Annotated in this window: 11 protein-coding genes; 6 read left to right on the top strand and 5 right to left on the bottom strand. The window is 71.4% G+C overall.

The window, feature by feature from the left end; genetic code table 11:
- The 6 genes from AB0B64_RS34775 to AB0B64_RS34750 all read left to right on the top strand — a co-directional run.
- The coding region (locus AB0B64_RS34775) for an aldehyde dehydrogenase family protein (protein ID WP_358182667.1) at positions 1 to 842 on the top strand (842 nt) is incomplete at its 5' end.
- A complete protein-coding gene (locus tag AB0B64_RS34770; protein ID WP_358182664.1) occupies positions 839 to 2602 on the top strand; it encodes a thiamine pyrophosphate-binding protein in 1764 nt (587 codons plus the stop codon). The genes AB0B64_RS34775 and AB0B64_RS34770, both read left to right, overlap by 4 nt.
- Before the next feature lie 107 nt (positions 2603 to 2709).
- Positions 2710 to 3855, top strand: coding sequence for an ABC transporter substrate-binding protein (locus AB0B64_RS34765; RefSeq protein ID WP_358182661.1), 1146 nt, complete (start codon positions 2710 to 2712; stop codon positions 3853 to 3855).
- Between the two features lie 7 nt (positions 3856 to 3862).
- The gene (locus AB0B64_RS34760; RefSeq protein ID WP_225292901.1) at positions 3863 to 4732 is read left to right on the top strand and encodes a branched-chain amino acid ABC transporter permease; all 870 of its coding nucleotides are present in this window, start codon (positions 3863 to 3865) and stop codon (positions 4730 to 4732) included.
- Entirely contained in the window at positions 4729 to 6573 is a 1845-nt protein-coding gene (locus AB0B64_RS34755; protein ID WP_358182658.1) for a branched-chain amino acid ABC transporter ATP-binding protein/permease, read from the top strand. The genes AB0B64_RS34760 and AB0B64_RS34755 overlap by 4 nt, the downstream gene beginning before the upstream one ends.
- Positions 6570 to 7271 (top strand): ABC transporter ATP-binding protein, encoded by a 702-nt coding sequence (locus AB0B64_RS34750; protein ID WP_358182655.1) that lies wholly within the window; start codon positions 6570 to 6572, stop codon positions 7269 to 7271. Before AB0B64_RS34755 ends, AB0B64_RS34750 begins: the two co-directional genes overlap by 4 nt.
- Positions 7272 to 7284: 13 nt before the next feature.
- Here AB0B64_RS34750 and AB0B64_RS34745 read toward each other — a convergent pair whose 3' ends face one another.
- The 5 genes from AB0B64_RS34745 to AB0B64_RS34725 all read right to left on the bottom strand — a co-directional run bounded on the left by AB0B64_RS34745 (position 7285) and on the right by AB0B64_RS34725 (position 13168).
- Positions 7285 to 8151 carry an N-acyl homoserine lactonase family protein gene (locus AB0B64_RS34745; RefSeq protein WP_358182652.1) on the bottom strand — a complete coding sequence of 289 codons (867 nt, stop codon included), beginning with the start codon at positions 8149 to 8151 and terminating at the stop codon, positions 7285 to 7287.
- Entirely contained in the window at positions 8148 to 9485 is a 1338-nt protein-coding gene (locus tag AB0B64_RS34740; RefSeq protein WP_358182649.1) for an MFS transporter, read from the bottom strand. The genes AB0B64_RS34745 and AB0B64_RS34740 overlap by 4 nt, the downstream gene beginning before the upstream one ends.
- Before the next feature lie 199 nt (positions 9486 to 9684).
- Positions 9685 to 10350, bottom strand: a complete 666-nt coding sequence (locus AB0B64_RS34735; protein ID WP_357953133.1) for a TetR/AcrR family transcriptional regulator — start codon at positions 10348 to 10350, stop codon at positions 9685 to 9687.
- A complete protein-coding gene (locus AB0B64_RS34730) occupies positions 10316 to 12298 on the bottom strand; it encodes a TIM barrel protein (protein WP_357953134.1) in 1983 nt (660 codons plus the stop codon). The genes AB0B64_RS34735 and AB0B64_RS34730 overlap by 35 nt, the downstream gene beginning before the upstream one ends.
- A 15-nt stretch (positions 12299 to 12313) precedes the next feature.
- On the bottom strand, positions 12314 to 13168 hold the full coding sequence (locus AB0B64_RS34725) for a shikimate dehydrogenase (protein WP_357953136.1): 855 nt from the start codon (positions 13166 to 13168) through the stop codon (positions 12314 to 12316).
- Positions 13169 to 13298 lie beyond the last annotated feature (130 nt).

The following is a 13298-nucleotide window of genomic DNA, read 5'->3' as shown; positions in this document are numbered from 1 at the left end:
CCAACCCCTCCCCCCCCGGCGCCCCCGGGGCGGGCGGCGGGGGGGGCCCGCGCCCCCACCGCGCGGGCAATTGCTCCCGCGGGGGGGCCGGCCCCGCCCGGGCCGCGGCGCGGGCGGCCGGGCCCAAGCGGGTGCTGCTGGAGCTCGGCGGCAACGCCGCCACGATCGTGTGCGAGGACGCCGACGTGGCCGAGGCGGCGCGGGTCTGCGCGCGCACCGGCTACAGCAACTCGGGCCAGAGTTGCATCTCGGTGCAGCGGGTCTACGTCCAGCGCGGCAGGTTCGAGGAGTTCGTGGCCGCGCTGACCGCCGAGGTGAAGTCCCTGGTCGTGGGCGACCCGCTGGACCCGGCGACCGACGTCGGCTCGATGGTGGACGACGACGCCGCCGAACGGGTGGTCCGCTGGGCCGGTGAGGCGGCCGGCCAGGGCGCCGCGATCACGACCGGCGGCGCCCGGTCGGGGGCGGTCATGGAGCCGACCGTGGTCGCCGCGCCGCCCGCCGATGCCCGGCTGGTCCGCGAGGAGGTGTTCGGCGCGCTCGTCGCCGTTCTGCCCTACGACGGCTTCGACGAGGTCATCGAGGCGTGCAACAGCAGCCGGTACGGCCTCCAAGCCGGACTGTTCACGCATGATGTGCGGCGGATCGTCCAAGCCTGGCGGGAGCTGGAGGTCGGCGGGCTGGTGGTCAACGGGTCGTCGAACTTCCGCCTCGACCACGTCCCCTTCGGCGGCGTCAAGGACTCCGGCATCGGCCGCGAGTCGCCGCGCTGGATGATCGAGGACTTCACCGTGACCAAGACCCTCCTGCTGCGGGGCCTGAGCATCTGGGGAGAACAGTGACCACCCACCCTGAGACCGCTACCTCTGACACCACCACCTCCACGACCACCACCTCCGCGCACGCGCTCGTCGCGCAGCTGGAAGACCTCGGTGTCACGCACGTCTTCGGCACCTGTGGCCACACCAACATCGCCGTGCTGGACGCGCTCGCCGACAGCCGGATCCGGTTCGTGATCGCCCGGCACGAGCAGGCCGCCGCGCACGCCGCCGACGGCTACGCCCGCGTGTCGGGCAAGCCCGGCGTGCTGCTCGTCCACGTCGGCCCCGGCCTGACCAACGCCACCACCGGCGTGCTGACCGCGGCGCTCGACTCGGTGCCGATGGTGGTGATCTCCGGCGACGTCCCCTCCTACTACCACGGGCGGCACCCGCACCAGGAGATCAACCTGCACGCCGACGCCGACCAGGCGGCCGTCTTCAGGCCGTTCGTCAAGCGGGCGTGGAACGTGCATCGTGCCCAGGACCTCGGCCGGGCCGTGGAGCGCGCCTTCTGGACGGCGACGACAGGACGGCCGGGCGCGGTGCTGGTCAACGTGCCCATGGACGTCTTCTCCAGGCCCGCCGAGCCGTACCCGCCCCTCAGCGCCGCCGAACCGCCCGGCCTGCCGGCGGACGTCGCCGAGCGGATCGCGGCCGCGCTCGCCGGGGCCGAGCGGCCGCTGATCTACGCGGGCGGCGGCCTGCGCGACGCCGCCGACGCGCTGCTCCACCTGGCCGAGCACCTCGACATCCCGATCGCCCACTCGCTGATGGCCAAGGGGACCGTGCCCGACGCGCACCCCCTGGTCCTCGGCATGACCGGCTTCTGGGGGCTGGAGCTCACCAACGACTACGCCCGGGAGGCCGACGTGGTGCTGGCGCTGGGCACCCGCTTCGCCGAAACCGACTCGAGCTCCTGGGACCCGCGCTTCACCTGGACGCTCGGGGACAAGGGCAGGCTGCTCCAGATCGACCTCGACCCGGCCGAGATCGGCCGCAACTACCCGGCGGAGATCGGCGCGGTCGCCGACGCCGCGCTGGCGATCAGGGCGATCGCCGCGGCGGCCGCCTCGCACCCGGGGGTGAGCCGTCCCGTGCTGCGGGAGCGGATCCGCGCGGCCAGGTCGGAGCTGTTCGGCGCGAGCAGGGAGCGCGGGAGCAGCGACGACTTCCCGCTGCGGCCCGAGCGCATCTTGGCCGACCTGCGCGACTCGGTGCCACCGGACACGATCCTGGTCACCGACGTCGGCTGGAACAAGAACGGCGTGGCGCAGTGCTACGAACTGCCGCCCGAGGGCCGGTTCATCACCCCCGGCGGCGCGTCCACCATGGGCTTCGGCCCCGCCGCCGCCGTCGGCGCGCAGCTCGCCGAGCCGGGCAGGACCGTGGTCGCGCTGATCGGCGACGGCGGCATGGGTGCCCAGCTCCCCGCCGTTCCGCTGGCCGTCGAGCTGGGCGCGCCGGTGATCTTCGTGGTGATGAACAACCGGTCGCACGGCACGATCTCCGACCTGCAGTCCGCCCACTTCGGCCGCAGCCACGGCTGCGACTTCACCGATCCCGCCGGACGGCCCTACAGCCCGGACTTCGCCGCCCTCGCGCGGGCCTGCGGGGCCGACGGGCACACGGTCGCCACGCCCGGCGATCTCCGTACGGCGCTGCGCAAGGCGGTGGCGGACCGGCGGCCCGCGGTGATCGACGTGCCGATGGTCAACGAGCCCGTCCCGACCCCCGGCCACTGGAACATCAAGGACATCTACCAGGGCGTCTTCCCCGCCTGAAACCGTTGCGCGTTCGATATTTCCTCTGGTCACACCCGGCCGTATAACTAACGTACTAGTTCGTGCATTACACGGCCATGTCGGACTCCCCCCAAACGAGGTGAACCGTGTTTCCCGCGAGATTCCCCATCGCCGCCGTAGCGCTCATCGTCACGCTGACCGCCTGCTCCGCCCCCGGACAGCAGTCCGGCAAGCAGGCCGACGCCACCGGACCCATCAAGGTCGCCAACATCAACGCCCAGAGCGGCCAGCTCAGCTCGCTCGGCAAATGGGAGAACAAGGGCGTCAAGCTGGCCGTCGACGAGGCCAACAAGGCCGGCGGCGTCAATGGGCGGCAGATCCAGCTGGACCTGTTCGACGACCAGGGCGACCCCACGGTCGGCACGAACCTGGCCAGGAAGATCGCCGGCGAGGGCTACGTCGCCATGCTCGGCACCGCCGAAAGCGCCGTCACCCTGGCCATGGCGCCCATACTCAAGGACGCCGGGATCCCGAACATCACCTCGGGACAGTCGCCCAAGCTCGCCGCGCTCAAGAGCCCGTTCCTGTTCCTCAACGCGCCGACCAGCGTGACCTACGACGAGACCTTGGCCAAGTACCTGGTCGACGACAAGGGCTACAAGAAGATCGCGCTGATCAGCAACAACGGCACGTACGGCGCGGGCGAGCACGACGCGTTCCTGGCCGCGCTCAAGACCAGGAACATCACTCCCATCGCCGACGAGGCCGTCACCCCCGACCAGAAGGACTTCAGCGCCTCCCTCACCGCCATCCGGCAGAAGAACCCCGACGTCCTGTTCGTCGGCGCCGAGGAGGTCGAGTCCGGGCTGATCGCCAAGCAGGCCCGCGAGCTGGGGCTGAAGGCGGTCCTGGCGGGCGGCGCCCCCATGGGCACCGACGTGTACGTGACCACCGCGGGCGCGGACAACGCCGAGGGCTCGGTCATCAGCTCGCCCTACCTCAGCAACGACGCGAGCCCGGCGAGCAAGACCTTCTCGGCCGCCTACCAGGCCGCCTTCGGCGAGGCCGCCGAACTGCACGGCGCCAAGGCCTACGACGGAGCCAAGATTCTCATCGAGGCGCTCAAGCAGACCAAGGGCGCCGGCGGCCGGCCGCTCGCCGACGCGATCCGCGCGGTCAAGCACGACGGCCTGCTCGGCGACTTCGCCTATGACGACTCCGGGGTGGGCATCCACGCGACCCAGATCGGCCTCATCAAGGCCGGGAAGATCGTCGCCGAGTCGGCCGGCTAGGAGAACCGTGCAGGTCTTTCTGCAGACCCTCATCGGCGGCGTGACGTTCGGCGCGGTGTACGCGCTGGTCGCCATGGGCTTCTCGATCGTCTACCGCACCATGGGCCTGGTGAACTTCGCCCACGGCAACGTGGTGATGATCGGCGCCTACGCCGCGTCCAACCTGTACATGTTCGCCAAGCTGCCCTTCCCCGTCGCGGTCGCGGTGGCGATCGCGGTGACCGCGCTGATCGGGCTGGTCATCGAGCGGGTGCTGCGCCCGCTGGAGAACAAGGACTTCGACCTGATGCTGATCGGCACGATCGGCTTCGGCACCGTGCTGGAGGCCGGGGCGATCCGCGTGTTCGGCGCGACCGGCCACGCCGTGCCGTCGCCGGTGGCGACCGCGCCGCTGGACGTCGCCGGGATCAAGATCCCGACCTACAGCCTGCTGGTCATCGCCGTGGCGGCGGCGGCCACGGTCCTGCTGGGGCTGTTCCTGCAGCGCACCAAGCGCGGCGCGGCCATGCAGGCGGTCGCGATGGACCACGAGGCGGCCACCGCCGTCGGCATCCACGTCGGCCGCAGCAACGCCATGGCCTTCGCCATCGGCGCGGGCCTGGCGGCGCTGGCCGGCGGGCTCATCGGGCCGATGCTCTACGTCAACCCCACGATGGGCGGCTCACTGGGCATCAAGGGCTTCGCCGCCGCGATCTTCGGCGGCTTCGGCAGCATGCGGGGCGCGATCGCCGGCGGCATGGCGTTCGGGCTGCTGGACTCCTTCGCGGCCGGCCATTTCCAGGAGTACTCGGAGCTGGTGACGTTCCTGGTCTTCGCCGCCATCGTGATGGTCCGTCCCACCGGCATCTTCGGAGAGACGACGGTGAACCGAGCGTGAAACGGCTGATCCCTCTCATCGCCGCCGCCGTGGCGGCCTGGCTGCTGCCGTACGGGCTGGGCGGCTACGCGATCCACGTCGTCGACGTGGCGATCATCTTCGCGGTCCTCGGCATCGGACTCGGGCTGGCCATGGGCGTGGCCGGGCAGATCAACCTGGCGCAGATCGCCTTCTTCGGCGTCGGCGCCTACGCCGTCGCCATCCTCACCACCCGGGCCGGGCTCGGCTTCTGGACCGCCGCCGCGCTGGCCCTGCTGGCCGCCGTCCTGGTCGGGCTGCTGGTGGGCCTGCCCGCGCTGCGGATGCAGTCGCACTACCTGGGCATCGTCACGCTCGGACTGGCACTGGCCTTCGTCAACTGGATCACCAACGCGACCGTCGCCGGGCGGGCCGAGGGCATCAGCGACATTCCGGTGCCGCCGCTGTTCGGGGTGGACCTGTCCAGTGAGTACCTCTTCTACTACGTCGAGCTGGTGGTGTTCGCGCTCGCGCTGGCGTTCGCGCTGTTCGTGACCCACTCGCCGCTCGGCCGCCGGCTGCGCGCCATGCGCGACGACGACCTGGCCGCCGGCGCGCTCGGCGCGGAGATCCCGCTGCTGCGCATGACCGCCTTCGTGCTGTCCGGCCTGTACGGCGGGATCGCCGGGGTGCTGTACGCCGGGCTCATCCGCTTCGTGGCGCCGGAGACGTTCAGCATCGCCAACATGTTCCTCCTGCTGGCCATGGTGATCATCGGCGGCCGGCGGAGCATCCTCGGCTGCGTCGTCGGGGCGGTGGCGCTGTCGCTGGTTCGGGAGGCGCTGCTGGACGTGTCGGCCTACGCCCAGCTCGGGTACGGCAGCGTGGTCGTCCTCGTGGTGGTCTTCGCCCCCACCGGGCTGGCCGGACTGCCCGCCCGTCTCCGGCGGCGCCGGGCCGCCGGGGCGAGAGCCACACTGGGCCCCTTCCAGCCGTACGACCGGGCGGGCGACCGAGTGGGCGTGGACCTGCTGGAGGTCGACGGGGTGACCATGCGGTTCAAGGGGCTGACCGCGCTCGACCAGGTGTCGCTCACGATCACGGCCGGCGAGATCCGCGGCGTCGTGGGGCCGAACGGGTCGGGCAAGACGACGCTGTTCAACGTCGTGAGCGGCTTCTACACGCCGACGTCCGGGCGGGTCCTCTTCCGGGAGCGGGAGGTCACCGGCGCGGCTCCGTACCGGCTGTCGCAGCTGGGGGTGGCCCGCACGTTCCAGAACCTGCGGCTGTTCGGCGACCTCACCGTCCGGGAGAACATCCTGGTCGGCCTGGATCGCACGCGGACGCGCTGGGTCTGGCGGTACCTCGCGCTTCCCTGGAGCGTGCTCGGATTCGAGCGGGCACTGCGGGTGCGGGCCGATGAGCTGATCGACCGGTTCGGGCTGCGGGACTTCGCCGACGCGGCGCCGCGTGCCCTGCCGTACGGGATCCAGCGGCGGATCGAGATGGCCCGCGCGATGGCGATGGCGCCCGCGCTGCTGCTGCTCGACGAGCCGGCGGCCGGGCTCAACGGCGAGGAGGTACGGCAGCTCGCCGAGATCGTCCGCTCGATCAGGGACTCCGGCGTGACGGTCGTGGTGATCGAGCACAACATGGGCCTGGTCATGTCGCTGTGCGACCGGGTCACCGTACTGTCCGGCGGGAAGGTCATCGCCGACGGCGCGCCCGCGGACGTCGCCGTCCAGCCGGACGTGGTCGCGGCCTACCTGGGTGACTCGATGTCCGCACCGTCCCGGACCACCGCTGAGTCCGCAACCGAGTCCGATGCCGGGTCCGATGCCGAGTCTGATGCCGGGTCCGCTGCCGAGGAGGCCACCAGATGAGCACGCTGATCGTCGAAGGACTGTCGGTGCACTACGGCGGGGTGCGGGCCGCCCACGATGTGAGCTTCACGGTGGAGCCGGGCCAGTCGCTGGGCATCATCGGCGCCAACGGAGCGGGCAAGACCTCCACGCTCAAGGCCGTCATGGGCCTGGCGCCCCGGCAGGCCAGGCGCATCGCCTTCGGCGCGCACGACCTGCTGCGGGCGCCCGCGCACACCCTGGTCCGCCACGGCATCGGGTACGTCCCCGAGGGGCGGCACGTGTTCCCGGGGCTCTCCGTGGAGAAGAACCTGCTGCTGGGCGCCTACACCGGCAACTGGAAGCGGACCCCGATCGGCGAGGTCTACGATCTGTTCCCGGTGCTCGGCGAGATGCGGCAGCGCCTGGCCGGGGCGCTGTCCGGGGGTCAGCAGCAGATGCTGGCGATCGGCCGCGCGCTCATGTGCCGGCCCCGGGTGATGTTGCTCGACGAGCCGTCGATGGGACTGTCGCCGATCCTGGTCGAGGAGATCGTGACCGGGCTGAAGAGGCTGAACGCCGACGGGCTGAGCATCCTGCTGGTCGAGCAGAACGCCAAGCTCACCTTCGATGTCACCTCCGCCTGCCTGGTCATGGAGAACGGGGAGATCGCGGCCACCGGCACCTCGGCCGCCCTGCGGGTCGATCCCCAGGTCCGGCGCATCTACCTCGGCCTGTGAGCCATGCGGGTGCTTACGGGGCGATCACGGCGACCCGGCCGCTCAGGGGCCCGGTGAGCGGCGGGAAGCGGGTGAGCACCTCGGGGTCGTGGCCGGCCACCACCAGGTGCGGGCCGTCGGCGAGCTCGTTGATCCGGTCGAAGGCCCCGTACATGCCGGTCATGCTGTGCAGGATCGGGAACGGCCGGTCGTCCTCGATGTTCTCGTAGAAGTGGCTCGCGTCCGAGGCGATCACCACGTGGCCGCGCGCGGTCCGGATCCGTACCACCTGCATGCCCGCCGTATGCCCGCCGACCAGGTGGACGCTCAGCCCGGGGACCACCTCGGCGTCGCCGTCGAGCAGGTCCATCCGGCCCTCCTTCTCCGCCGCCCGCAGCCGCGCCACGTCGTCCTCGTCCATCAGCCAGCGCTCCCTGGCGACGCGCCGGGCCCAGGGGCCGGTCCAGTAGTCGAGCTCGGCGCGCTGCAGGACGTACCGGGCGGCGCCGAAGTCGCGGGCCGTGCCGGTGTGGTCGTAGTGCAGGTGAGTGAGCACCACGTGGCCGACCGCGTCGGCGTCCACACCCAGCTCGGCCATCGTCTCGGCGGGCGCGGCCAGGTAGTCGAGGCCGTCGATCCGGGCGGCGCGGGCGCGGCTGATGCCGGTGTCGATGACGACGGTGTGCCGGTCGGAGACGGCCAGCCAGGTGTAGTAGGCCGTCGGATGCGGCTCGCCCGCCCGCCCGTCGTGACCGTGGAAGTGCTCACCGCGCAGGGCGTCGCGCCGCGCGTACTGGATGGCGTAGACGCGGAACGCACCTCCGCCCGCGCTGCCCCCGCCACCCGCGCTGTGCTCGTCGCTCACATCGTGCCCGCCGCTCACGCCACGCTCGTCGCTCACGTCGCTCTCGCCGTCGCAGTCGGTGCGAGGGTGGCGGGCTTGACGCCGAGCTGGTCGGTGGGGATCCGGTACGTCTCCCGCGCCGTGGCCACGGCGGCCACGTTGATCAGGCACAGCGCCGCGGTGAGCAGTGAGACGCCCAGCCAGCTGTCCCGGCCGGTACCGGCCACGGCCGTGGCGAGCGTGGGCGCGAACCCGGCGATGGCGAACCCGATCTGCGTGCCGATCGCCATCCCGGACAGCCGTACCCGGGTGCTGAACATCTCCCCGTAGAACGACGGCCAGACCCCGCTGGTCGCGCTGTGCACGACCCCGAACATCAGGATCCCCGCCACGAAGATCAGCGGATAGCCACCGGCCGAGATCGCCCAGAGGTAGGCGAAGATCAGCACCGCGCACCCCAGCGAGCCGCCGATGAACACCGGCTTACGCCCCACCCGGTCCGACAGCTTTCCCCACAGCGGGATCGTGATCACCGCCGCGACATTGGCCAGCACGCCGACCCACAGCATCGGTGCGCGGTCCAGCCCCACCGTGTTGACCGCGTACGACAGCGCGTGCACGGTGAAGATCGTGCTCACCGACGCGATCACCGCGGCCACGATCACCCGCAGGACGTCCGTCCCGTGCTCGCGGAACAGTACGACCAGCGGCAGCTTGGCGACGCCGTTCTCGGCGACCTCCCGCTCGAAGGCGGGCGTCTCCTCCAGCGTGCGGCGGATCACGAACCCGACGGCCGCCACCACGATGCTCAGCCAGAACGGCACCCGCCAGCCCCAGCTCAGCAGCTGCTCCTCGGGCAGCGCCGCGATCGGCAGGAAGATCGCGGTCGCGATGATCTGCCCCGCCTGCGTGCCGTTGAGCGTGAAGCTGGTGTAGTAGGCGCGGCGTCCCTCCGGGGCGTGTTCGAGGGTCATGGAGTTCGCACCCGCCTGCTCACCCGAGACGGAGAAGCCCTGCATCAGCCGCAGCACCACCAGCAGCACCGGGGCCAGCACGCCGACCTGGTCGTAGGTGGGCAGGCAGCCGACCAGGAACGTCGACAGCCCCATCAGCACCAGCGTGGAGACCAGCACCTTCTTGCGCCCGAACTTGTCCCCCACGTGCCCGAGCACGAACGCGCCGACGGGCCTGGCCAGGTAGCCGACGCCGAACGTGGCCAGGGCCAGCAGCGTTCCGGTGCCCGGGGCGGACGAAGGGAAGAAGACCTTGCCGAAGACCAGGGCGGCGGCGGTGCCGTAGATGAAGAAGTCGTAGTACTCCAGGGCGCTGCCGATCCAGGCGGCGATCGCGGCCTTGCGCGGCTTTCCCTGGGGAGTGGGGATGTCGGTCACGGGGCTCCTCCCGGGTGAGAATAGCCCCGAAACTAACTCACTGGTTCGTACATTACAAGGGTGTGAACAAACCCTCTCCCGAGCGGCCGAGATCGGGTGCGGCCATCCGGCCGCAGGTGGGCGGCACCACGCGCGGCGCCGGCACTGTGCGGGGCGCGGGCGCTACGTGGCGCGCGGGCGCTACGCGAGGGCACCGACGCTACGCGGGGGCGCCTGCGCCACGCAGGTAGGCGACGGTCAGTTCGCCGACCATCGTGCGCAGCCGGGCGCGGTGCTCCGGCGCGGTCATGTCGCGGCCGAACAGCGCCCCGAACGTGTGCTGGTTGGCGACCCGGAAGAAGCAGAACGCGCTGATCATCATGTGCACGTCTATGGCATCGGCCTCGGTGACGAAGTCGCCGGACTCCTGCCCCGCGTCGAGGATGCGGGAGATGATGTCGAGCACGGGCGCGCCCAGGTTGGCCAGCACCTCGGACTTGCGGATGTGCTCGGCCTCGTGGATGTTCTCGATGCCGACCAGTTTGATGAAGTCGCGGTGCGCGTCGTGGTGGTCGAACGTCAGCTCCGCCAGCGTGCGGATGGCCTCCACCGGCGCCAGGTGCGCCACGTCGACGGTCCGCTCGGCGGCCCGCACCTCGGTGTACGCCTTCTCCAGGACCGCGATGTAAAGCTGCTCCTTGCCGCCGAAATAGTAGTAGATCATGCGCTTGGTGGTGCGCGTCCGCTCGGCGATCTCGTCCACCCTGGCGCCGGCGTACCCGTGCCGCGCGAACTCCCGCTGCGCGACCTGAAGGATCTCCGCCTTGGTCCGGTCGGCGTCACGCTGACGTTCACCGGCGGCGCGAGCGAGTGGCTGCGAGGTCATGGGGCTCCACGGTCGGGCCGACAGGGGTCGCGCTAATCCTAGATGACCGTTGTCCCCACCGCTGGGCCCCGGCGTGCTGAACGGCCAGGCGGACTGGCGCGTTGGCGGCGCCGTACCCGTGATAGTCGCCGACACGTTGGACGAGCTCGAAGAACACCCGCCCGGCCGTGATCGTGTACAGGTGGAGGAACTCCCCGTGCTCGTCCCTGTCGTACAGCAGGCCGAGCTCCCGCAGCTCGGGTGGCACGTCATAGCGGGCGGCGAGGTCGTCGTAGTAGTTGGCGGGGACGGCGAGCAGCAGGTCGGGGTGTACGGCGCGCAGCCTGCGGGCGGTGGCCACGATGTCGTCGCAGGCCAGGGCGATGTGCTGCCAGGGGATGTGCTGGGCGCCGACCTGGTTGATGTTGAGCACCATCCGTACGGCGCCATCTGCCGTGGACATCGCCTTGCTGCGCAGCAGGCCGTAGGGGTCGGGGACCTCCAGGCTCTCCTGGGGGCGCAGGCCGAGGACGGTGCGGTAGAACAGCGCGGCCTCGTCGAAGTGGTGCCTGGGCTGGGTGAGCGCCACGTGGTCGATGTGCGTGATGCCCCCGGCGGCCGGTTCACCCTCCGCGCGGGGCTCGAAGTCGTCGGTCCAGCTGGAATGGTCGGGATGTCCGGTGCGGCAGAAGAAGAGCTCGGTCCCGTCCGGTGCGGCGATCGCGTCCAGCCTGGCGTCCCGAGGGGCGCGGTGGCGGGGCAGGACCGGTGACAGCAGCGACTCGGCGCGCCGCACGGAACCAGCGGGGTCCGGGCTCTCCAGCCCGATCGCCGCGAGCGCGGGTCCGTCGCCGGTGGAGTTGAGCAGGATCCGGGCCTCTCCCTGCTCCCAGAGTTCGACCGGCTTGTGGGCATGCGTCCCGGTGCGGACGAACCCGAGCGCCGCCAGCAGCCCGCCCAGCTCGTACGCATGACCGGACCGCCCACGCGACCCCCCCGGTCCGGCCAGCTCGCCAGACGCTCCGGGCAGGTCGGCGGGAGGGACGGAGAGCTCGGCGAACGCGAAGCCGGACGGGATGACCGGGGGCGGGATGACCGGGGCCAGGCGGACGGGAGCCGGGCTGATCGGGGACGGGATCGGCGGGGTCGCGGCGCGTCGCAGGGCGGTGGCCTCCTCCAGGGCGATGAGCGACCGCATGGCGTCCAAGGCCGTCCGGCCGGCGTCGGCCTGCCGGAAGCCGTCGTTGAACACCTCCAGCGACAGCGGCCCCGCGTACCCGGCGTCCAGCACGTGGCTCACCAGTCCGGCCAGGTCAAAGGTGCCCTGGCCGGGAAAACACCGGTAGTGCCTGCTCCACTGCAACACGTCCATCGCCAGCAGCGGCGCGTCGGCCAGCTGGAGGAAGAACACCCGGTCGCCCGGGATCGCCTCGATGCCGATCGGGTCGGAGCCGCGCGACAGGATGTGGAAGCTGTCGAGGCAGGTGCCGAGGTTCGGGTGGCCGGCCATGCGTACGATCCGCCAGGCGTGCAGGTATTCGTTGACGTGCCTGCCCCAGGCCAGCGCCTCGTAGGCGATCCTGATGCCGTGTCCGGCGGCGCGTTCGGCGAGCAGGCGCAGCTGCTCGGCGGCCAGCTCGTCGTCGTCGGCCGCGTCGGGAGACACGCTGGAGCAGACCAGCAGCGTGGTGGCGCCGAGGCGTTCCATCAGCTCGAACTTGCGCTCGGCCCGGCGCAGGTTGCGGGCCAGTACGTCGCCGGGCACCGCCTCGAAGTCGCGGAACGGCTGGTACAGGTCGATGCCGAGACCCAGATCCGCGGCCCTGGCGCGTACCTCCTCCGGGCTCAGCGGGGAGACAAGGAGGTCGTTCTCGAAGATCTCCACGCCGTCGAAGCCCGCGGCGGAGATGGCGGTCAGCTTCTCCGCCAGCGTCCCGCTGACCGAGACGGTGGCGATGGACTTGCGCATGAGAGGACCTCCCGGTCAGGCGTCGATCAGGTCGGTGAGGTGGGTGAGCATCCGTTCGGCGTCGGGCTCGCGGCCCGTGAACAGGCGGAACGCGTGCGCGGCCTGGAAGACCACCATGCCGCCGCCGTGCATGGTCCGGCAGCCGAGCGCCCTGGCCCTGCGCAGCAGTTCGGTCTCCAGGGGCCGGTAGACGATGTCGGCCACCCACAGCTCCGGCCGCAGCAGCTCAGCGGGGAGCGGCAGCCCGGGGTGCTGCGCCATCCCCGTGGGGGTCGCGTGCACCAGCCCGTCCGCCGTCGCGAGCAGCCCGCCCAGCTCGGCCGTGGCCGCGGTGCGGATCCGGTCCGGCCCGAACCGGCCGGCCAGGTCTGCGGCGAGCGAGGCCGCCCGGCTTTCGGCCGCGTCGACCAGTACGACCTGATCCGCGCCGAGGGTCAGCAGGGCGTGCGCCACCGCGGCCCCCGCCCCGCCCGCGCCCAGCTGCACCACCCGCCGGGTCGGCGCGTCGGGCAGTCCCCGGGCGAACGACTCCGCGAACCCGGCCCAGTCGGTGTTGTGCCCCACGGCCCGCCGCCCCTCGAACACGACGGTGTTGACCGCGCCGAGCATCGCCGCGTCCGGCGACAGCTCGTCCAGGAAGGGGATCACGGTCTGCTTGCACGGGTGGGTGATGTTGAGGCCGTCGTACCCGAGCCGCCGCGCCGTACGGACCAGCTCTCCCACAGCGTCCGCCCCCAGTCCCAGCTCGCCGATGTCGAGCAGCCGGTAGACATAGCGCACGCCGTGCGCGTCGGCTTCGCGCTCGTGCAGCGCGGGGCTGAACGACGGGCCGATCCCGGCACCGATCAGGCCGATCAGATAGGAGCTCATCCGCTCTCACTCTCCTCCAGTCCCATCAAATGTACGAACTAGTACGTTCGTACGCTAGACCGGAAGGACCACCACCCGTGAGACCCACCCGTCAGACGGGCCGGGTGGCTCGGACAGACCAGGCGGATGG

Origin of the sequence: Nonomuraea sp. NPDC049129 (genome assembly GCF_040648495.1) — a bacterium.
Classification (GTDB): domain Bacteria; phylum Actinomycetota; class Actinomycetes; order Streptosporangiales; family Streptosporangiaceae; genus Nonomuraea.
This window is presented reverse-complemented; position numbering and strand designations above follow the sequence as displayed.